The organism is Streptomyces sp. CG 926, from assembly GCF_003148825.1.
Taxonomy (GTDB): Bacteria; Actinomycetota; Actinomycetes; order Streptomycetales; family Streptomycetaceae; genus Streptomyces.
In genome coordinates, this window is record NZ_QGGZ01000012.1 from 21,173 (window position 1) to 41,087 (window position 19,915).

A 19,915-nucleotide genomic window follows, 5' to 3' on the forward strand; every position below is an offset into this window, starting at 1 on the left:
GGTCCCGCCTCGCGGCCGGACCCCCTCACGGTTACCCCTCCCGTGTCGGACTTCCCGATCCCCCCAGATCCCTCCCCGGAAGCACCGACGCAACATACGACCCGCGATACGCCCGCAGGGTTGCATCCGGAGCCACAGCTTTACGTTTCCGTTACCCATTGCCTACTCAAGGTGCCGGTGAATCGGCACAGAAGTAGCGTTTCAGGCATGAGCCACTCTTCATTCCAGGACGACGTGCTGGGCGAGCTCGGCGACGACAGGATGACCGAGATCGCGGGACTGCTCGGCACGGACACCTCCGGCGCCCGGGAGACCGTCACGCAGACGCTCGGTGTCATGGCCGACGACCTCACCCAGAAGTTCGACGCGCAGGACGCCGACGGCGCGGAGGTACGCCAGGCCTTCGCCGAGGTGTCCGAGGCCGAACCGCCGCTGCAGGGCGTGGCCACCTTCGGCGGCCTCGGCGGCCTGCTCAGCGGCGGCGTGATGGCCGGTGTGCTGGCCAAGGTGGGCAAGCCCGTGGCCGCCGTCGTCTCGAAGCGGACCGGTATCCCCGCGGCCACCATCAGCCGGGTCATCGAGACGCTGATCCCGGTCGTCCTGGCGGTCCTCGCCAAGCGCGCCGCCGGCAGGACGGCGGGCACCGGAGCGGCCGGAACGGCCGACGGGGCGGGCGGCGGAGCGGCCGGCGCCACGAGCCCCGACCCCGGCGAGATCCTCGGCGGTGGCAAGAAGTAGCCGGCAGGAAATAGCCACTCCGGGGGCCCCACCGCCGCACCCTCCACCTAGAGTTGCCCCATGGCTGAGACCGTGCGGCTCCGGGACCCGGAACCGGGAGACCTGGGGTGGATCGTGCAGCGCCACGGCGCGCTGTACGCGGCCGAGTACGGCTGGAACAGCGACTTCGAGGGGCTGGTCGCCCGGATCGTCGCGGACTTCGCCCAGGACCACGACCCCTACCTCGAACGGGTGTGGATCGCGGAGCTGGACGGCCGGCCCGTCGGCTCGGTGATGTGCGTACGGGAGGAGGGCGCGCCCGGTACCGCCCGGCTGCGGCTGCTCCTGGTCGACCCGCAGGGCCGCGGCCGCGGCGTCGGCACCCTGCTGGTCGGCACCGTCGTGGCCTTCGCCCGCTCGGTCGGCTATCGCGAGCTGGTGCTGTGGACCAACGACGTGCTGACCGACGCCCGCGAGCTCTACCTGAAGGCCGGGTTCACCCTGATCGCGGAGCGGCCGCACCGCTCGTACGGCGTGAGCCTGACGGGACAGGACTGGCGGCTGCCGCTGCAGGAGGGCTCCCCGCGCTGACGCCCGAACCGACCCCCGTACGGTTCGATGCGCGCGCGGGGGTCAGCGAGGTCAGCGCCACCCCGCCCACCAGCAGTACGGCCGCCAGCCAGCGCAGCCCCGAGACGGACTCCCCGAGGACCAGGGCCGCGGAGGACATCCCGAAGACCGGGACCAGCAGCGAGAACGGGGCCACCGACGAGGCCGGGTAGCGGCGCAGCAGGTAGCTCCAGGCGGCGAAACCGAAGACGGTGGACACCCAGGCGACGTAGCCGATGACGGCCACCCCGGACCAGTCCAGGGCGCGCAGCGCGGCCAGGTCCCGCTCGGGCCCCTCCAGCAGCAGCGAGAGCGCGAACAGCGGCAGGACCGGGACCGTGCACACCCACACCATGAAGTTCAGGGCGTCGGGCGGGGCGGCCTTGCGGGTCAGGACGTTGGACACGCCCCAACAGGCGGCGGCCGCCACGACCAGCGTGAAGCCGAGCACCGGCCCGGAGGTCCCGCCGTCCACCGCGGCGACCGCGATCCCGGCGAGCGCGACGGCCATCCCGAGCACCCGGACCCGACCCGGCCGCTCGCGCAGCAGGATCGCGGCGAGGACGGCGGTGAAGACGGACTGGATCTGCAGCACGAGCGAGGACAGCCCGGCGGGCATGCCCGCGGCCATGCCGGTGAAGAGCAGGCCGAACTTGGCCACGCCGAGGGCGATCCCGACGCCGACGATCCACTTCCAGGCGGCCTTGGGCCGGCCGACGAAGAAGACGGCGGGCAGCGCGGCGACGAGGAAGCGCAGGGCGGACAGCAGCAGGGGCGGGAAGTGGTCGAGGCCGATCTGGATCACCACGAAGTTGAAGCCCCAGACCGCCGCGACGAGCACGGCGAGGGCGGTGTGTACGGGACGCATGCTTCGAGCATCGACCGCCGGACCATGTAGCACCAGCACGGATGTCTTCAGTGATGGATGAAGCGTTGCTTACGGATAGCCAGGGTGCCACGATGGAGGCATGCTCGATCTCGCCCGGCTCCGCGCCCTGCACGCCGTCTCCGTCCACGGCTCGGTGGCCGGCGCGGCGGCCGCCCTCGGCTACACGCCCTCGGCGGTCTCCCAGCAGATCTCCAAGCTGGAACGGGAGACCCGCACCACCCTGCTGGAGCGGCGCGGGCGCGGGGTCGCGCTCACCGAGGAGGCCCGCCATCTGGCAGATGCCGCACAGGAGTTGCTGGCGATCGTGGAGCGCACCGAGACCACCTTGGAGGAGCGGCGCGGACAGCCCGGCGGGCTGCTGACGGTGGCCGCGTTCGCCTCGGCGGCGCGCGGGTTGCTGCCGCAGGTGTTGGCCGATCTGGCCCGCCGGCATCCGGCGCTGGACGTCCGGCTCACGGAGGTGGACCCGCACCTGTCCGTGGAACTGGTGGCCCGGGGGGTCACCGATCTGGCGGTGGCCCACGACTGGGACATCGCCCCGCTGCCCGCGCCCGAGGGGATCGAGCAGGCGGTGATCGGGGACGACCTCTGCGACCTGGTGGTGCCGGCCGGGCATCCCTTCACCACGCGCCGGGTCATCCGGCGCTCCGACCTCGGCGGCGAGCGTTGGGTCTGCCAGCCGCCCGGCCGGGTCTGCCACGACTGGCTGGTACGGACCCTGCGCACCGCCGGGTTCGAGCCCGACATCGCGCACGTCGCGGAGGAGAACCACACCATCGTCGCGCTGGTCGCGGCCGGGCTCGGGGTGGCCGTCGTACCCCGGCTGGGTACCGGCGCGCTGCCGCCGGGGGCCGTGACGGTACCGCTGGAGCCGGGCCCCGTACGCCGGTTGTACGCCCTGTGGCGGACGGGGGCGGCTCGGCGCCCCGCGATCACCGAGGCCGTACGCAGCCTTCAGGAGCACTGGGCGAACCGTCAGGAGGCCTAGGCCGTCTCTTTCGCCTAGGCCTCGTCGACCTCGGGGCCCCTTCCGGGGGACCTTCCGAGTGTCCGTCACCCCCCGGGCGTACCCCGGCAGTAGGGTCCGGCGCGTGCCGTACCACGCCTCGCGCCGGAATCTGCTCGCCGCGGCCGCCATGGTCGCCGTCACGGCCACCGGGGCGGCTTCCGCCGCGGTGGGTCCCCGCCCCCACCACACCCCCGACGACTCCCGACCCCCGGGCAGCCGCCCCGGACGGGCCCGGCTGCGCGCCCTCGTGGACCGGATGAGCCTCGACGAGAAGATCGGGCAGCTCTTCGTCTCACGGGCCTACGGGCATTCGGCGACGGATCCCGATCCGGCGGACGCCGAGCAGAACATGGCCGCCTTCGGCGTGCGCACCGCCGCCGAGCTGGTCTCCCGCTACCACCTCGGCGGGGTCATCTACTTCGCCTGGGCCCACAACACTCGCGATCCGCGGCAGATCGCCGCGCTCTCGGTCGGCCTCCAGCAGGCCGCCCTCACCGCGGGCCCCCGGATCCCCCTGCTGCTCTCCACCGACCAGGAGCACGGCGCCGTCGCCCGGATCGGCAAGCCCGCGACCCTGCTGCCGGGGGCGATGGCGCTCGGCGCGGCCGGCTCCACCGCCCACGCCCGGCGGGCCGCACACATCGCGGGCTCCGAGCTGGCCGCCATGGGCATCCGGCAGGACTACGCCCCGGTCGCCGACGTGAACGTCAATCCGGCCAATCCGGTGATCGGCGTACGGTCCTTCGGCTCCGACCCGCACGCCGTGGCGGCGCTGGTCGCCGCCCAGGTCCGGGGCTACCAGGGGGCCGGGGTCGCCGCCACCGCCAAGCACTTCCCGGGCCACGGGGACACCGAGACCGACAGCCATGTCGGACTGCCGGTGATGCGGCACACGCGGGCCGCCTGGGAGGAGTTGGACGAGCCGCCCTTCCGGGCCGCGGTGGAGGCGGGCGTGGACGCCATCATGACGGCGCACATCGTCTTCCCCGCGCTCGATCCTTCGGGGGACCCGGCGACCCTCTCCCGGCCGATCGTCACCGGTCTGCTGCGCGAACGCCTCGGCTTCGAGGGGGTGGTGGTCACCGACGCCCTGGACATGGCCGGGGTCCGCCAGAAGTACGGGAACGACCGCGTGCCGGTCCTGGCCCTGCTGGCCGGCTGCGACCAGCTGCTGAACGCGCCGGACCTGGCGCTCGCGCAGCGCAGCGTGCGGGCGGCCGTCGAGTCGGGCGAGCTGACGGAGGCGCGCGTCGAGGAGTCGGTGCTGCGGATCCTGGAACTGAAGGCCCGCCGTGGCCTGTTCGACGAGGCGTACACCACGGGCCGGGAGGTGGACGCCGTCGTGGGCGCGCGGGAGCACCTCGAGGCCGCCGACGCGATCGCGGCCGCCACGACGACCCTGCTGGCCGACCCGCGCGCTCTGGTGCCGTTCGACGCGAAGGCAGGGCCACGTCTGCTGGTCACGGGGACGGATCCGGTCTCCCCCACGGGTACCACCGGGCCCCCTACGGTCGTACTGGCCCGGGAGCTGACCGCCCTGGGCTGCCGGGCCACGGCGGTGCCGCCGGCCCGCGCCGTGGCCGCCGCGGCCGGTCACGCGGCCGTGCTGGTGTGCACGTACAACGTCCCGGAGGGCGAGAGTCCGCAGCGGACGTTGGTGGCGGAGCTGATCGCGACCGGCGTCCCGGTCGTCAGCCTGGCCGTCCGCAACCCGTACGACCCGGCCCGGCTGCCGGTCTGCGCGGCGGAGCTGGCGACGTACTCCTGGACGGACGTGGAGATGCGGGCGGCGGCCCGGGTGCTCACCGGGGCGCTGCGGCCCGTCGGCCGGCTCCCCGTCCCGGTCCCGGGCCGCTACCCGCTGGGCCACGGGCTGACGCGCTGATCGCTCAGGCGCCTGCCCGCGGCCCAGCGGCGCAAGGTCAGCGACCCACGGTCCGCGGCGCGCGCGGCCCACGGCGCGTGTCGGGACCGCTGCCGTGTCCCGGTTACGGCCGCAGCTGCGGCTCGCGCTCCAGGTCACGCTGGTCGAGCTGGGCGTCCGGCGCCGCCAGCGGCGCCGCCTTGCCCGCGTCGGCGAGCGCGGCGGCCGGGGCCACCCCGGCCCACTGCAGGATCTTCGCGGTGGCGAGGGCCTTCTCGCCGTCCATCAGCTTGGCGACGTTCGCCCCGTGGTTGGCGCCCGGCGCGATCATCACGTAGCTGTCGCGCACCCCGTAGCCGAGGCGGAACGGCTCGGCGCCCCACGGGTCGTTCTGCCCGTACACGAAGAGCATCTGGTGGGCGTTGTCGTGCACCCACTTGTCCACGTCCGCCATCACCCCCGGCTGGAAGGTCATGGGGATGTCGCGGGGCACGAAGTTGCGCGGCGGCTGGTAGCCGTAGCGGCTCAGGCCCTTCAGGTGCGGCAGCTTGATGTCCGGGGAACCGAGCTGCGTACCCGCCTGGTAGTAGTACGGCGTGTACGTCTCCAGTCCCTGGTCGGCGTAGGCCGAGAAGCCGGAGATCGCGTCGATCGAGTCCCAGATCGCCTGGTCGCTCGCGGTGGCGGCGGCCGGGATCGAGGCGCAGTCGGCGAGCAGGCTGTACTGCCAGAAGGCCCACACGTAGTCGAGCACGACGGCCTCGTAGGCCTTGTCGAGGTCGCCGACGGTGGTGAAGGTCCAGCCGTTCTCGGCGGCGGCGACCGCGTACTTGGCCTCCAGCGGCTCACGGCGCACGAGCGCCTCGCGCTGGACCGCGTTCAGCTTGTCGCGGCACTCCTTGGTGCCGACCTTGGCGAAGAACCGGTCGTAGGCCGAGTCCTCGTTGTTGACGACGTCGTTCGGCGCGACGTACGCGACGACACCGTCCATGTCGCGCGGGTAGAACCGCTCGTAGTACGTCGCCGTCATGCCGCCCTTGCTGGCGCCCGTGGCCAGCCAGTTCTTCTTGTAGATCTTCTTCAGCGCGGTGAAGAGGCGGTGCTGGTCACTCGCGGCCTGCCAGATGTCCAGGTTCGACCAGTTGGCCGGGTCGGGCCGGGACGGAGTGAAGAATCGATACTCCAGAGACACCTGGTTGCCGTCGACGATGGTCGTCGGCTCACTCCGGCGCGGGCTGGTGCTGACGTTGTAGCCGGAGGTGAAGAACACCGACGGCCGCGAGACGTCCTTGTGCAACAGGGTCAGGCGCTGCTTGAAGGTGCCCTTCCACGGCTGCCGATGGTCCACCGGCTGCTCGTAGTTCAATACGAAGAAGCGGTAGCCGGGGTACGGCTTCTCCTCGATCAGGCTCATCCCGGGAATGCCGAGGATCTGGTCCTTGATGTCCGTGGCGGCCGCGGGCTGCGCGGCTGTGGCCGCTTGCGCCGTGGTACCGGCCGCGCCCATGGTGCCGATGAGCACCACGAGCGACAGCAGCCATCCGAGCGTCTTGCGCATTCACCCTCCCCTTGAGTTCACTTCGGTCGCCGTGAACCTAGCTGGGGCAACGCACGGCTGAACAGACCTAGTTGGGCCTGTCCGTCAGCACAGGATCCAGCCGGAACCCCCGGATCCGGCCCCCACGCTCCCCTTTACATACACGCAGCGGTTGATCGCGCCCACGGTGACAGGCCCGGCATATCGGGTGAATCGGCCGGCCTCGCGCACCGGGGCTCCACCACGCGGCTGGATGCTCACCGTCATCCGGCGCCGCTCACCGGAGACCCGCGCCACGGTCATCGCGCAGGCCTGGTTGCGGCTCTTGTAGACCCGCACCTCACCCGTCCCGAACGTCACCGTCCGGGCCAGCCGGCCCCCGCACCCCTCGGTCGAGGCCTGGGCCACCGGCGGCGTGAACAGCCCGCCCGCGCACAGCCACAGCGCCGCCGTGAAAACCCCCAGGGACGCGACCCGGCGGCCACGCCTCCTCCGTCCCTGCAACACCCTGTCCCCCGATCGGTCATACGTACAGTGCGCGCACGCACGTACGACGTCGGAACCCCTCGGATGGTTGCCGCGCGCAAGGGCCCGGCGCACCGACGGCGGCCGCCCTCCCTCGTACGGGTGCATCCGTCACCTCCCGGCGGGCGAGCGGAAGTTCGCACCCGGGAGGGCGATTACGCTAGGTGACCCATACCCCGCTCGCCGTCACCGCAGCCGTGCTGCGGCCGTGAAAGGCCCCTGAGATGACCAACGACCTGCTCGACCGCAAGCTGGCGCGCGCCTTCACGCACCTGGACGCCGACCGGAGCGGCGTGATCGACGCCGACGACATCATCGCGCTCGGCTCCCGGCTGCTGACGGCCCTCGCGGAGCCGGCCGGCTCGCCCAAGGCGGAGCTGGTGATGGGCGGTCTGGCCGACTTCTGGCAGGACCTGTTCACCGAGCTGGACATCGACCGGGACGGCAAGGTCACGCCGGAGGAGTACAAGCAGGGCATGACCCGCCTGTACGCGCAGGGCGGGCCCGCCTACGACCGCTCGTTCCGGCCGATGATGCGGGCGATCCTGACGATCGTCGACACCGACGGCGACGGATTCATCAGCCCGCAGGAGTTCCACCGGGCGCAGGAGGCCTTCGACACGCGGCTGAGCCCGGCCGACACGGAGGCGCTGTTCCACCGCATCGACGCGAACGGGGACGGCTGCCTCACCGTCGACGAACTGCTCGACGCGGTACGCGAGTACTACACCGGCACCGACGCGGACGCCCCGGGGAACCTGCTGTTCGGCGAGTTCTGACCCCGGGGCGACTTCAGCCAGGTCCGGCGGCTCGGGCGGTTCAGGCCGCGGCGCGCTCGTCCTCGCCGACGAAGGTGCGCCACAGATCGGCGTACCGGCCGCCGCGCGCCAGGAGTTCGGTATGGGTGCCGTCCTCGATCACCCGGCCGCGGTCCATGACCACGACCCGGTCGGCGCGCGCCGCGGTGGTCAGGCGGTGCGCGACCACCAAGGTGGTGCGCTTGCCGGCGAGGCGGTCGGTCGCCTGGTTGACCTGGGCCTCGGTGGCCAGGTCGAGGGCGGCGGTGGCCTCGTCGAGCAGCAGCACGTCCGGGTCGACGAGCTCGGCCCGGGCCAGAGCGATCAGCTGCCGCTGGCCCGCGGAGAGGTTGCGGCCGCGCTCGGCGACGGTGTGCAGGTAGCCGCCGTCGAGGGTGGCGATCATGTCGTGGGCACCGACCGCGTGGGCGGCGGCCTCCACCTCGGCATCGCTCGCCCCCGGGCGCCCGTAGGCGATGGCGTCACGGACGGTTCCCGGGAAGAGGTAGGCCTCCTGGGGGACGACGCCCAGCCGGTGGCGGTACGCCGTCAGGTCCAGCTCCCGTATGTCCGCGCCGTCGGCGGTGACCCGGCCCGAGGTCGGATCGTAGAACCGGGCCACCATCTTGACCAGCGTGGACTTCCCCGCTCCGGTCTCGCCCACGAAGGCGACGGTCTGCCCCGCGGGTATCCGCAGGTCGATCCCGGCCAGGGCCTCGCCCTTCTCGCCCCGCTCCTCGGCCGTCCCGTACTGGAAGCGGACGTTCTCGAAGGCGATCTCCCCGCCGAGCGATTCCAGCGCGCGCGGCCGCTCGGGCAGCGGGGTGGTGGTGGGCTCGCGCAGCAGCCCCTGGATGCGGCCGAGGGCGACCGTGGCCTGCTGGTAGCCGTCGAAGACCTGGGAGAGCTGCTGGACGGGCGCGAAGAACAGGTCGATGTAGAGCAGGTACGCGACCAGCGCGCCGGTGGTGAGCGTGCCGGCCTCCACCCGGCCCGCGCCCACGATCAGCACGGCGGCCGCGGCCCCCGAGGACAGCAGCTGCACGAAGGGGAAGTAGACGGATATCAGCCACTGGCCGCGGACCCGGGCCTCGCGGTACGAGTGGCTGCGCTCGGCGAAGCGCTTGGCGCCCGAGCCCTCGCGGCGGAAGGCCTGGACGATGCGCAGGCCCGAGACGGACTCCTGAAGGTCGGCGTTGACCAGGCTGACCCGGTCGCGGGCGAGCTCGTAGGCGGCGACGGACCTGCGGCGGAACACGATCGTGCCGACCACCAGGACGGGCAGGGTCGCGAAGACGATCAGTGCGAGCTCGACGTCCAGGACGAGCAGCGCGATCAGGATGCCGAAGAAGGTGAACACGGAGACCACGGCGGTGACGAGCCCGGTCTGCAGGAAGGAGCTCAGCGAGTCCACGTCGGTGGTCATCCGGGTCATGATCTTGCCGGTCAGCTCGCGCTCGTAGTAGTCGAGGCCGAGACGCTGGAGCTGGGCGAAGATCTTGACGCGCAGGGCGTACAGCACGCGCTCGCCGGTACGGCCCGTCATCCGGGTCTCGGCGAACTGCGCGGCCCACTGCGCGACGACGACGGCGAGGGCGAGCCCGGCGGCCACCCAGACGGCGCCGAGCACGGCCTGCTCCACGCCTTGGTCGATGCCGTGCCGGATCAGGATCGGCAGCAGCAGTCCGGCCCCCGCGTCCGCGGCGACGAGGCCGAGGCTGATGGCGAGCGGCGCCCAGAACCCATGGAGCAGGCGACGTAGGCCGTAGCTCTCCTCGGCGGCCTCGGCGCGGGTCTCGTCCACCTCGGGCAGGTCGTCGGCGGGCGGCAGCGCGGCCACCTGTGCGAGCAGTTCGGGGGTGGCGGGCATCCCGGCGACGGACCCGGCCATGGAGTGCCCGGCTCCGGGCGCGCCACCCGCGGCGGGGGCCGCTCCGGGGACGGCGGTGCCGGCGGCGCCCTCGGCGTCCTCCTGGCGGCGCCACAGCTCGGGGGTGACCCCGCCGGCGACCCGCCGCTTGGCGTTGACCGGCTCCGAGTCGATCTCGGCTTCCAGCTCGATGCCGCGTTCGAGGTCCCGGTCGAGCTCGCGCTCGAACTCGGTCATCACCCGGGCGTCCGGGGTCCGCGGCGAGGCGGCGCCGAGTGCGTCCGGGTCGGTGAGCAGCCTGCGGTAGAGCGCGGACCGGCTCTCCAGCTGCTCGTGCGTCCCGATGTCGGCGAGCCGCCCGCGGTCGAGTACGGCGATCCGGTCGGCCAGCGCGAGCGTGGAGCGGCGGTGGGCGATCAGCAGGGTGGTCCGGCCCGCCATGACGGAGCGCAGGGCCTCGTGGATCTCGTGCTCGACGCGGGCGTCGACGGCGGAGGTGGCGTCGTCGAGGAGCAGCAGCCGGGGGTCGGTGAGGATGGCGCGGGCGAGGGCGATGCGCTGGCGCTGACCGCCGGACAGCGTGAGCCCCTGCTCGCCGACCTTGGTGTCGTACCCGGCGGGCAGGGCCTGGATGAACCCCTCGGCCTGGGCGGCGCGGGCGGCGGCCTCGATCTGCTCCTCGGTGGCTTCGGGGTGCCCGTAGGCGATGTTGGCGCGGATGGTGTCGGAGAAGAGGAAGGAGTCCTCGGGAACCAGGCCGATCGCGCCGCGCAGGGAGTCGTAGGTCAGCTCGCGGACGTCGTGGCCGCCGACGCGGACGGCGCCGCCGTCGGCGTCGTAGAACCGGGGCAGCAGGAGCGCGACGGTGGACTTGCCGCTGCCCGAGGAGCCGACGACGGCGACGGTCTCGCCCTGGGCCACGGACAGCGAGAACCCGTCGAGGACCGGCCGGTCGGGGTCGTAGCCGAAGCGGACGTCGTCGAACTCGACGGTGGCGGGCGCGTCGGCGGGCAGCTCGTGGGTGCCCTCGTGGATCTCGGGCTCGGTGTCGATGAGCTCGAAGAGGCGCTCCACGCCGGCCCGGGCCTGCTGTCCGACGGTGAGGACCATCGCGAGCATGCGGACGGGTCCGACGAGCTGGGCGAGGTAGGTGGAGAAGGCGACGAAGGTACCGAGGGTGACCTGGCCGTTGGTGGCCATCCAGCCGCCGAGGGCCAGCATGGCGACCTGGGCGAGCGCGGGGACGGCCTGGAGGGCGGGGGTGTAGCGCGAGTTGAGCCGGATGGTCCGCATCCGGCCGGCGAACAGTCGGCGGCCGGCTTCACGCAGCTTGCCGGTCTCCTGCGCCTCCTGGCCGAAGCCCTTGACGACGCGGACGCCGGTCACGGCCCCGTCGACGACGGTCGCGACGGCGGCGGCCTGGCCCTGGGCCCACCAGGTGGCGGGGAAGAGCTTCTTGCGACTGCGCTTGGCTATGAACCACAGGGCGGGGGCCATGAGCAGGGCGACGAGGGTCAGCAGCGGCGAGAGCCAGAGCATGATCCCCAGGGACATCCCGAAGAGCAGGAAGTTCCCGATGGTCATGGGCAGCATGAAGAGCAGGCCCTGGATCAGCTGGAGGTCGCTGGTGGCACGGCCGACGACCTGGCCGGTGTTCAGCTCGTCCTGCCGCCGCCCGTCGAGGCGGGCGATGGTGGCGTACATGTCGGTGCGCAGGTCGTGCTGCACGTCGAGGGCGAGTCGCCCGCCGTAGTACCTGCGTATGTAGGTCATGACGTACACGACCAGGGCCGCGGCTATGAGCAGCCCGGCCCAGGGGGCCATGGGCTTGGTCCGGTCCCCGATGACGTCATCGATGATCACCTTGGTGACCAGCGGCACGACCGCCATGACGGCCATACCGGCCAGCGAGGAGCCGAGCGCGAGCAGCACATTGGTCCTGTACCGCCAGGTGTAGGCGGCCAGCCGCTTGCCCCAGCCCTGTTTCTCCCCAGCCGCTGTCTCTGCCGCCGCCACGTGAGGCCTCCCCGTTCGTCCTGTCCTGCCGGAAGCGCCAACGCTCCGACCGGCGGATTTCATCCCGCCGCAACAATCGCACTGTCGTACGGCGGGGGCGCGCGGGCCGCGTCCGACCGGGCGGGGAGGCAGGGCCGGCCCCTGTCAAGCCACGACTATCCGGATCTGTGAGGGCCGGGGCGCGCTGCCGATGCTGGAAGTCGGCCGCCCACCGATCGCGGTGGCGCAGCGAAGGGAACGAGGACCATGTCCACTCACCACGAACACCCGACCGGCACCGGCAGCAGTCTCATGCAGAGGACCGTCCGCACCGTCGCCCCCTACGTGACGGCGTTCCTCATCGCGCTGCTCGCGGCGAAGATCGTCGGCCTGCTGACCGAGAACCCGTGGGCCCGCCTGGGGACGGCGCTGGGCGTGGCCGTGGTCAGCCTCCTCCTGCACACCTACGAGGACGAGGACGGGAACAAGGCCGAGGCCGAGCGCAAGGACCGGGGCCGGCGGCGGGGTGACTGACGGCCGGATCCGCAGCGGACACCGCTAGAGGTGCGTCGGGGCGAACATCCGCAGGGTGGCCGGAATGATCAGGACCGAGGGGCCCGGGGTCGCCAGGGCCTTCTTCAGGTCGGCGGTCAGGGACTCGGGGGTGGTGGTGGCCGCCGGGACGCCGAAGGACTGTGCCAGGGCCACGAAGTCGGGGCCGGGCAGTCGGGTGCCGGCCTCGCAGCCGTACTCGCGCAGGATGCCGTAGCCGCCGTCGTCCACGATCAGCCAGGTGACGTCGAGGTCGTGCTGCTCGGCCGTGGCCAGGTCCGCGATCGAGTACATCGCGCCGCCGTCGCCGGACACCGCCAGCACCGGGGTGTCCGGTTCCGCGACGCACGCGCCGAGGGCCGCCGGGAAGGCGTAGCCGAGGCCGCCCGCGCCCTGGGCCGAGTGCATGGTGTTGGGGTGCTTCGGGTCGAAGGCGGACCAGGCCCAGTAGGACAGGATCGTCATGTCCCAGAAGGACGGGGATCGGGCCGGGAGGGCGGCCCGGATCGAGCCGAGCAGTTCCTGTTCCAGAGCCACGTCCTGGGTGGCGAGGCGGGCCGCGATGTCCGCGAGGACCAGGCGCACGCGCTCCGGGGCCGAGGCGTCCGCGCGCTCGGCCACCGTCTCCAGCAGGGCCTGGAGCGCCAGGCGGGCGTCCGCGTGGATGCCGAGGCCGGCGTGGTTGGACTCCAGCTTGCCGAGGTCCGCCTCGATCTGGATCACCCGGCCCGTCGGGAAGAACGTGTGGTAGTTCGAGGAGAGTTCACCGAGGCCCGAGCCGACCACCAGCAGGACGTCCGCGTCCTCCAGGAAGTCGGTCATGTGGCGGTCCTCCAGCCAGGACCGGAGGGAGAGCGGGTGGGTCCACGGGAAGGCGCCCTTGCCGCCGAAGGTGGTGACGACGGGCGCGTTCAGCCGCTCCGCGAGCTGCTTGAGCTTGCCCGCCGCGTCCGAGCGGACCACACCGCCGCCCGCGATGATCACCGGGCGGGTGGCGTTCTCCAGCCAGTGGGCGGCGAGCGCCGTGAGCTCCGGCCGCGGAGCGAGCTCGTGCGGAGTCGCGTCCACGCCCGTGACCTGCGGGACGATCGTCTCGGCCCGCAGCACGTCCTCCGGGATCTCCACGAACACCGGGCCGTGCGGGGCGCTCAGCGCCGACTCCCACGCCTCGGCGATCACGGAGGGGATCTGGGAGGGCGTACGGACCGTGTGGACGGACTTCACCACGTCCCGGAACGACGCCGACTGGTCCCGCAGCTCGTGCAGGTGCCCGCGCCGCCCGCCGCCCAGGCCCGCCACCGGGACCTGCGAGGAGATCGCGAGGACCGGGGCCGAGGCGGCCGCCGCCTCCGCCAGGGCGGGCAGCGCCATCAGCGCGCCCGGGCCGGTGGAGAGCAGCAGCGGCACCGCCTCGCCGGTGATCCGGCCGTACGCGTCGGCCGCGAAGCCCGCGTTGTTCTCCGTACGCAGCCCCACGAGGCGCAGGTCGGAGCGGCCGACCGCGTCGAAGAGGGCGAGCGCGTGCTGCCCCGGCAGACCGAAGACGGTGGTCGCGCCGAGGCCGCGCAGCGTTTCCACGACCAGGTCCCCGCCCGTCCGCCCCGGCGGCGGCGCGAGCGCGGCCGCCCTCTGGGCTTCGGTGGGACGGAGTACCAGGTCGTGGTCGTGCGTCACTTCGCTTACTTGCCCTTCGCCTGCGCGATCTGTCGCGACATGATCGTCGTCAGCTCGTACGCGGTGTGCGAGGCCGCGACCGAGGTGATCTCGGCGTGATCGTACGCCGGGGCGACCTCGACGACGTCGGCGGAAACGAGGTTGCAGGAGGACAGACCGCGGATGATCTCCAGCAGCTCGCGGGAGGTCATGCCGCCCGCCTCCGGGGTGCCGGTGCCGGGCGCGTGCGCCGGGTCGAGCACGTCGATGTCGATGGAGATGTACAGCGGGCGGTCACCGATGCGCTGGCGCAGCTGGTCGGCCACCTCGTCGGCGCCACGGCGGTAGACGTCGGCCGAGGTGACGATGCCGAAGCCCATCTTGGCGTCGTCGTCCAGGTCCTGCTTGCCGTACAGCGGGCCGCGCGTACCGACGTGCGAGAGCGCCTCGGTGTCGAGGATGCCCTCCTCGACGGCGCGACGGAACGGGGTGCCGTGGGTGTACTCGGCGCCGAAGTAGGTGTCCCAGGTGTCCAGGTGCGCGTCGAAGTGGAGCAGCGCGACCGGGCCGTGCTTCTTCGCGACCGAGCGCAGCAGCGGGAGGGCGATGGTGTGGTCGCCACCCAGGGTCATCAGGCGGGAGCCGTTGCCGATCAGCTCGTCGGCCGCGCCCTCGATCGTCTCGACGGCCTCGTTGATGTTGAACGGGTTCGCGGCGATGTCACCGGCGTCGGCGACCTGCGCGAGCGCGAACGGGGAGGCGTCCTGGGCCGGGTTGTACGGGCGCAGCAGGCGGGAGGCCTCGCGGATGGCGTTGCCGCCGAAGCGGGCGCCGGGGCGGTAGGACACGCCGGAGTCGAAGGGCACGCCGACGACGGCGACGTCGGCCTTGCCGCCGACCTCGTCGAGGCGGGGCAGACGGGCGAAGGTCGCCGGGCCCGCGTAGCGCGGGATGCGGGAGGAGTCGACGGGGCCGCGCGGCTGCGTGCTCATGGCTGTGCCTCTTTCTCTGGCCTGACGTGTGCGGTACTTCGAGCGTAAGCGGGTCACCGGGGGGTGGGGAGTGTACGTTTCATCCATCTGGCAGTGCTGAAATGTATGGAGTATCCATGACCGCCGCTCCCCGTGATCCGGAGTCCGTCAACGACCCCGCCGGGGAGCCGCTCACCCCGCCGGTGCTCCTCGCCGCGCTGCTCGGTGACCGCGAGCTCGGTCTGCGCCACCTCGCCGGACCGGCCACGGCCGGGGTGCACGGGGTGCATGCCTCCGAGATGCCCGACCCCTCCCCGTACCTGCTCGGCGGTGAGCTGCTGCTGACCGCCGGCGCGGGTCCCGCCGACGACCCCGACGGGTACGTGGCCCGGCTGGCCGGGGCGGGTGCGGCCGCGCTCGGCTTCGGCGTGGCCCCGGTGCACGAGGAGGTCCCGGCCGCGCTGGCCGAGGCCTGCGCCCGACACGGGCTGCCGCTGCTGGAGGTCCCGCCGCGGACCCCCTTCTCGGCGGTCGCCCGCGCCGTGGGACGGCTGATGGCGGAGGCCCGGACCCGGGAGCTGCGCCGGGTCACCGAGGCCCAGCAGGCCTTGGCGGCGGCCGCGGCCCGCCCCGACCCGGTCCCGGCGGTGCTGGCCAGGCTCGCGGCGAGCCTGGGCGGCTCGGTCGCCCTGTGGCCGGCCGGCCGGGCGGCGGGTCCGGAACTGCCGGCTCCGGCCTGGGAGGCCCTGTCCGCGCTGCTGGCCCGGGTCGGCCGCGAGGGCGGCCCCGCCACCGCCACCGACCGGGCGGGCGGACACCACCTGGCCGCCTACGCCCTGGCCGGGCGGGCGGCGCTGGGCACGGCGACCCCGGCCCGCGCGCCCGGCGACCACACCGTGGCCTCGGTGGCCGCCGTACTGCTGACCCTGCTCACCGCCGAGCGGCCCGCCGGAGCGGAGGCCGCGGCCCTGACCCGCCTGCTGCTCGACGGGGATCCGGCCGAAGCACTGGCGGCCGGGCCCTGGTACGCCGTGCACGCCCGCGGGTCCGGGGATCCGCAGGCCCTCGCGGCCGCGCTGGGCACCGTACTGCTGGACCCGTACGAGGGCGGCGTACGGCTGCTCACGGACCGGGAGCCCGCCGCGCAGCCCGGCTGGCGGCTCGGGGTGAGCGCCCCGGCCGCGCCCTCCGGGCTGGCGACGGCCGACGCCCAGGCCGAGCGGGCCGTGCGGCGGGCGGAGGCGGCCCGCACCCCGCTGGCCCACCACACCGACCCCGGCTTCGCGGGCCTGGTCGGGGAGGCCGAGGCCCGTGCCCACGCCGAGGCCCTGCTGGGGCCGCTCTCCGCCGTCCTGCGGGAGACCCTGCGCGGCTGGCTGGCCCACCACGGCAACTGGGACCGCACGGCCGCGGCCCTGGGTGTCCACCGCAACACCGTCCGCCAGCGGGTCGGCCGCGCCGCCGAGCTGCTGTACCGGGACCTGGACGACCCGGACGTGCGGATGGAGCTGTGGTTCGCGCTGCGGACCACCGACCGCGACCCGGATCGGCGCGGCCCGACTCAGCCCGGGTAGTCGTCCGGCGGGCGGAAGGAGGCGAGCATCTCCAGGAAGCGGGCGGAGCCGGTGATCACGCCCGGCTCCTCGCTGCCGGGCGGCGAGGGATGGACCTGGATCGTCTCGATCCCGCCCTCGCCGATCCACAGCAGCCGCGAGCTCAGGCGGTACTCCTGCGGGGCGTCCTCCCACATCTTCCGTACGAGCGGCCCGTAGGCGATGACGCAGGTGTGCAGTTCCGGCCCTTCCACGGCCCACAGCATCAGGTGCCCGTGGTACGGGACCATCGCGAGGATGCCGAGCGGCGCCGGGCGGTCGATCAGGTCGGCCGCGTGCAGGAGGTGGGTGGAGGTCCATCCGCCGTCGGCCTCGACGTTCACCAGCGGGTTCTCGTCGTCGTTGTACTGCAGCGAGACCGGCGCGGCGTCGAGGTTGGCCATGGCCGCGGCCCAGACCGCGGAGCTGTCCATGTGCCAGGAGTCGAACTGTTCGGGCGGGACGGGCGCGGAGAGGGAGCCGCCCACCTGGATGACCACGACGGCCGCGAGCTCCTCGGTGACGGCGACCGCCAGCGCGTGCCGGTCGGTGACCGAGTCGACGGTCACCAGCCTCGGCATGAGCAGGTTGCGGACCTCGGCGAAGCCGGCACGTTCCAGTTCGCGGCGGCGCTCGGAGAGCCGCTGCTTCTGGTTCAGGAAGGAGACGGTGGCCGACCGCCAGTTGCCGCGCGGCAGCGCGCGGACCAGCTCGGCTATCTCCGCGAGGTCCAGCGGTGCGCCGGTCTCGCCCTCGGCGGCGAGCGAGAGGTGGCGCTGCTCCCCGAAGCGCATGGGCGGCCCGCTCGTGTTCCCGTCCAGGAACACATCATTGAGGAGGGCTTCGAAGGCGTGCCAGTCGGCGGGGCTGAACCAGGCGCACCACGGTGGCACCGGCGAGGGCTCCGGCCCCGCGCCCTGTCCCCCGCCCTGTCCCCCGCCCGTGCCCGTGCCTGCCTTTTTCGCTCTCCGGAAGAGTGGCATGCCGGGCAGATTAGGGGAGGGCGAATCGGTACGTGAGCCCACGAACAAGGCATTCTTGAGCACATTCAAGCCACCGCGGCGCGGACGAATCCCCTCCGCCGCGGTCACCCCGGGGCCGCCCGCGAGACCCCGAAAGGCGCCACCCCCGTGCGGGCCGGGGTGAGCCACCCCACCCTCTCCATGGCGTCTGCACTCTGGACAGCCACTTCGACTGGCCGGTAACTTAGGCTGAGCAAGCGCTTAGGCATGGCGGCGGACCGCCGCGACCGAAGGGAGCCGGCTGTGCGCCGTACCGTTTTCAACGAGGACCACGAGGCATTCCGCGAGACCATCCGCGCCTTCGTCGAGGCCGAGGTCGTCCCGGTCTACGACGAGTGGTTCGCAGCCGGTCAGGCGCCGCGCGACTTCTACTACAAGCTCGGCGAGCTGGGCGTCTTCGGCATCAACGTGCCGGAGGAGTTCGGCGGCGCGGGTCTGGACACCCACAAGTTCGAGGCCGTCCTCTACGAAGAGACCTCCCGCGCGGGCGTCAACTTCGGCGGCTCCGGCGTGCACGTGCTGCTCGCCCTCCCCTACATCAAGATGCTGGCCGACGATGAGCAGAAGAAGCGCTACCTGCCGAAGTTCGTCTCCGGCGAGGAGATGTGGGCCCTGGCGATGACCGAGCCGGGCACCGGCTCCGACGTCGCGGGCATGAAGACCACCGCCAAGCTCTCCGAGGACGGCACGCACTACGTCCTCAACGGCTCCAAGACCTTCATCACCGGTGGCGTCCACGCCGACCGCGTGATCGTCTGCGCCCGCACCTCCGCCCCGCGCGAGGACGACCGCCGCTTCGGCATCTCCCTCTTCGCCGTGGACACCAAGTCCGAGGGCTACTCGATCGGCCGCAAGCTGGACAAGCTGGGCCTGCGCACCTCCGACACCGCCGAGCTGGCGTTCGTCGACGTCAAGGTCCCGGTCGAGGACCTGATGGGCGAGGAGGGCAAGGGCTTCTACTACCTCGGCCACAACCTGGCCTCCGAGCGCTGGGGCATCGCCTTCGGCGCGTACGCCCAGGCCGCCGCGGCCGTCCGGTTCGCCCAGCAGTACGTCACCGACCGCACCGTCTTCGGCAAGCCGGTCGCCCACTTCCAGAACACCAAGTTCGAGCTGGCCGCCTGCCAGGCCGAGGTCGACGCCGCCCAGGCCGTCGCGGACCGCGCCCTGGAGGCCCTGGACGCCGGCGAGTTGACCCCCGCCGAGGCCGCCTCCGCGAAGCTGTTCTGCACCGAGGTCGCGCACCGTGTGATCGACCGCTGCCTCCAGCTGCACGGCGGCTACGGCTACATGAACGAGTACCCGATCGCCCGCCTGTACGCCGACAACCGCGTCAACCGCATCTACGGCGGCACCAGCGAGATCATGAAGTCCATCATCGCCAAGTCCATGGGCCTGTAAGGAATTCGGGCACTTACCCTTCCCCCATGAACGAGGCACTGACGACGCTCCTCGATCTGCTCGACCTGGAGCAGATCGAGGAGAACATCTTCCGCGGTACCAGCCGGCCTTCGCTGGTACCGCGTGTCTTCGGCGGCCAGGTCGCGGCCCAGGCCCTGGTCGCGGCCGGCCGGACCGTCCCCGCGGACCGCATCGCGCACTCGCTGCACTCCTACTTCCTGCGCACCGGAGACACCTCCGCGCCCATCGTCTACTCGGTGGACCGGATCCGCGACGGGCGCTCCTTCACCACGCGCCGGGTCGTCGCCGTCCAGCACGGCCAGCCGATCTTCCACCTCTCCGCGTCGTTCCAGACGTACGAGGACGGCCTCGACCACCAGGTCGCCATGCCGTCCGCCCCGGACCCGGAGTCCCTGCCCACCGCGGCCGAGTCGCTGCCCGCGTACCGGGAGATCTTCCGCGACCCCGGCACGGTGGAGCGGCTGATCGAGACGCGGGAGGCGGTGGACCTGCGCTACGCCACGACCCCGCCGTGGGGCAGCGTCGGCGAGCCCGTGGAGCCGCGCTCGCAGGTGTGGTTCCGCACGGCCGGCAAGCTCGACAGCGCGGATCCGCTGCTGCACACCTGCCTGGCGACCTACGTCTCCGACATGACCCTGCTGGACTCGGTGCTGCTCGCGCACGGCCGGGGCGGCTGGGCGGTGGGCGACGTGGTCGGCGCCTCGCTGGACCACGCGATGTGGTTCCACCGGCCGTTCCGCGCGGACGAGTGGCTGCTGTACGACCAGGAGTCGCCCTCGGCGGCCGCGGGCCGGGGCCTCGGCCAGGCCCGCATCTGGACGCAGGACGGCCGGCTGGCCGTGACCGTCATCCAGGAGGGTGTCGTACGCGTCCCGCGTGCGTGACCTCCGC

The 19,915-nt window shown here is 72.8% G+C and carries 15 protein-coding genes and 1 pseudogene; 9 read left to right on the forward strand and 7 right to left on the reverse strand.

Annotation, left to right across the window (positions count from 1 at the left end):
- Positions 1–207: 207 nt before the first annotated feature.
- Both BCL76_RS29015 and BCL76_RS29020 read left to right on the forward strand, forming a co-directional pair.
- On the forward strand, positions 208–738 hold the full coding sequence (locus tag BCL76_RS29015; RefSeq protein WP_109782348.1) for a DUF937 domain-containing protein: 531 nt from the start codon (positions 208–210) through the stop codon (positions 736–738).
- 57 nt (positions 739–795) lie between these two features.
- A pseudogene (locus BCL76_RS29020) lies at positions 796–1,308 on the forward strand (GNAT family N-acetyltransferase); the annotation flags it as partial.
- Here the strand turns inward: BCL76_RS29020 and BCL76_RS29025 are convergent.
- Positions 1,214–2,194 (reverse strand): EamA family transporter, encoded by a 981-nt coding sequence (locus BCL76_RS29025; RefSeq protein WP_109782350.1) that lies wholly within the window; start codon positions 2,192–2,194, stop codon positions 1,214–1,216. The pseudogene BCL76_RS29020 and the gene BCL76_RS29025 sit on opposite strands and share 95 nt — an antisense overlap.
- A 100-nt stretch (positions 2,195–2,294) precedes the next feature.
- Between BCL76_RS29025 and BCL76_RS29030 the strand changes: the two genes are divergently transcribed.
- The gene (locus tag BCL76_RS29030) at positions 2,295–3,203 is read left to right on the forward strand and encodes a LysR family transcriptional regulator (RefSeq protein ID WP_030757051.1); all 909 of its coding nucleotides are present in this window, start codon (positions 2,295–2,297) and stop codon (positions 3,201–3,203) included.
- A 148-nt stretch (positions 3,204–3,351) separates the two neighbouring features.
- Complete coding sequence (locus BCL76_RS29035) at positions 3,352–5,109, forward strand: glycoside hydrolase family 3 protein (protein ID WP_109782510.1); 1,758 nt, start codon at positions 3,352–3,354, stop codon at positions 5,107–5,109.
- Between the two features lie 103 nt (positions 5,110–5,212).
- Here BCL76_RS29035 and BCL76_RS29040 read toward each other — a convergent pair whose 3' ends face one another.
- The gene (locus BCL76_RS29040) at positions 5,213–6,646 is read right to left on the reverse strand and encodes a S28 family serine protease (protein WP_109782351.1); all 1,434 of its coding nucleotides are present in this window, start codon (positions 6,644–6,646) and stop codon (positions 5,213–5,215) included.
- An 84-nt stretch (positions 6,647–6,730) separates the two neighbouring features.
- Positions 6,731–7,132: a hypothetical protein gene (locus BCL76_RS29045; RefSeq protein ID WP_109782352.1), complete on the reverse strand. Its 402-nt coding sequence runs from the start codon at positions 7,130–7,132 to the stop codon at positions 6,731–6,733.
- Positions 7,133–7,374: 242 nt separating this feature from the next.
- Here BCL76_RS29045 and BCL76_RS29050 point away from each other — a divergent pair, with 242 nt between their 5' ends.
- Positions 7,375–7,929, forward strand: a complete 555-nt coding sequence (locus BCL76_RS29050) for an EF-hand domain-containing protein (protein WP_109782353.1) — start codon at positions 7,375–7,377, stop codon at positions 7,927–7,929.
- A gap of 40 nt (positions 7,930–7,969) precedes the next feature.
- Here the strand turns inward: BCL76_RS29050 and BCL76_RS29055 are convergent, their stop codons facing one another.
- Complete coding sequence (locus tag BCL76_RS29055; RefSeq protein ID WP_109782354.1) at positions 7,970–11,833, reverse strand: ABC transporter ATP-binding protein; 3,864 nt, start codon at positions 11,831–11,833, stop codon at positions 7,970–7,972.
- Between the two features lie 246 nt (positions 11,834–12,079).
- On the opposite strand from BCL76_RS29055, the gene BCL76_RS29060 reads away from it, so the two are divergent.
- Positions 12,080–12,346 carry a hypothetical protein gene (locus BCL76_RS29060; RefSeq protein WP_109782355.1) on the forward strand — a complete coding sequence of 89 codons (267 nt, stop codon included), beginning with the start codon at positions 12,080–12,082 and terminating at the stop codon, positions 12,344–12,346.
- Positions 12,347–12,370: 24 nt separating this feature from the next.
- On the opposite strand, the gene BCL76_RS29065 is transcribed toward BCL76_RS29060, so the two are convergent.
- Both BCL76_RS29065 and speB read right to left on the reverse strand, forming a co-directional pair.
- Positions 12,371–14,038 (reverse strand): thiamine pyrophosphate-binding protein, encoded by a 1,668-nt coding sequence (locus BCL76_RS29065; RefSeq protein WP_109782356.1) that lies wholly within the window; start codon positions 14,036–14,038, stop codon positions 12,371–12,373.
- Positions 14,039–14,043: 5 nt separating this feature from the next.
- Complete coding sequence (speB, locus tag BCL76_RS29070; protein WP_109782357.1) at positions 14,044–15,009, reverse strand: agmatinase; 966 nt, start codon at positions 15,007–15,009, stop codon at positions 14,044–14,046.
- A gap of 116 nt (positions 15,010–15,125) precedes the next feature.
- Here speB and BCL76_RS29075 point away from each other — a divergent pair, with 116 nt between their 5' ends.
- Entirely contained in the window at positions 15,126–16,562 is a 1,437-nt protein-coding gene (locus BCL76_RS29075; protein WP_109782358.1) for a PucR family transcriptional regulator, read from the forward strand.
- On the opposite strand, the gene BCL76_RS29080 is transcribed toward BCL76_RS29075, so the two are convergent.
- A complete protein-coding gene (locus BCL76_RS29080) occupies positions 16,550–17,473 on the reverse strand; it encodes a hypothetical protein (RefSeq protein ID WP_109782359.1) in 924 nt (307 codons plus the stop codon). The genes BCL76_RS29075 and BCL76_RS29080 overlap by 13 nt on opposite strands.
- Before the next feature lie 372 nt (positions 17,474–17,845).
- Here BCL76_RS29080 and BCL76_RS29085 point away from each other — a divergent pair, with 372 nt between their 5' ends.
- Together BCL76_RS29085 and tesB are read left to right on the forward strand one after the other, a co-directional pair.
- Positions 17,846–19,003 (forward strand): acyl-CoA dehydrogenase family protein, encoded by a 1,158-nt coding sequence (locus BCL76_RS29085; RefSeq protein WP_109782360.1) that lies wholly within the window; start codon positions 17,846–17,848, stop codon positions 19,001–19,003.
- Positions 19,004–19,029: 26 nt separating this feature from the next.
- A complete protein-coding gene (tesB, locus tag BCL76_RS29090) occupies positions 19,030–19,908 on the forward strand; it encodes an acyl-CoA thioesterase II (RefSeq protein ID WP_030757002.1) in 879 nt (292 codons plus the stop codon).
- Positions 19,909–19,915: the final 7 nt, after the last annotated feature.

Coding starts and splice junctions, on each gene's coding strand:
- BCL76_RS29015 (WP_109782348.1), top strand. CDS start 208: ATGAGCCACTCTTCATTCCAGGACGACGTGCTGGGCGAGCTCGGCGAC.
- BCL76_RS29025 (WP_109782350.1), bottom strand. CDS start 2,194: ATGCGTCCCGTACACACCGCCCTCGCCGTGCTCGTCGCGGCGGTCTGG.
- BCL76_RS29030 (WP_030757051.1), top strand. CDS start 2,295: ATGCTCGATCTCGCCCGGCTCCGCGCCCTGCACGCCGTCTCCGTCCAC.
- BCL76_RS29035 (WP_109782510.1), top strand. CDS start 3,352: ATGGTCGCCGTCACGGCCACCGGGGCGGCTTCCGCCGCGGTGGGTCCC.
- BCL76_RS29040 (WP_109782351.1), bottom strand. CDS start 6,646: ATGCGCAAGACGCTCGGATGGCTGCTGTCGCTCGTGGTGCTCATCGGC.
- BCL76_RS29050 (WP_109782353.1), top strand. CDS start 7,375: ATGACCAACGACCTGCTCGACCGCAAGCTGGCGCGCGCCTTCACGCAC.
- BCL76_RS29060 (WP_109782355.1), top strand. CDS start 12,080: ATGTCCACTCACCACGAACACCCGACCGGCACCGGCAGCAGTCTCATG.
- speB (WP_109782357.1), bottom strand. CDS start 15,009: ATGAGCACGCAGCCGCGCGGCCCCGTCGACTCCTCCCGCATCCCGCGC.
- BCL76_RS29075 (WP_109782358.1), top strand. CDS start 15,126: ATGACCGCCGCTCCCCGTGATCCGGAGTCCGTCAACGACCCCGCCGGG.
- tesB (WP_030757002.1), top strand. CDS start 19,030: ATGAACGAGGCACTGACGACGCTCCTCGATCTGCTCGACCTGGAGCAG.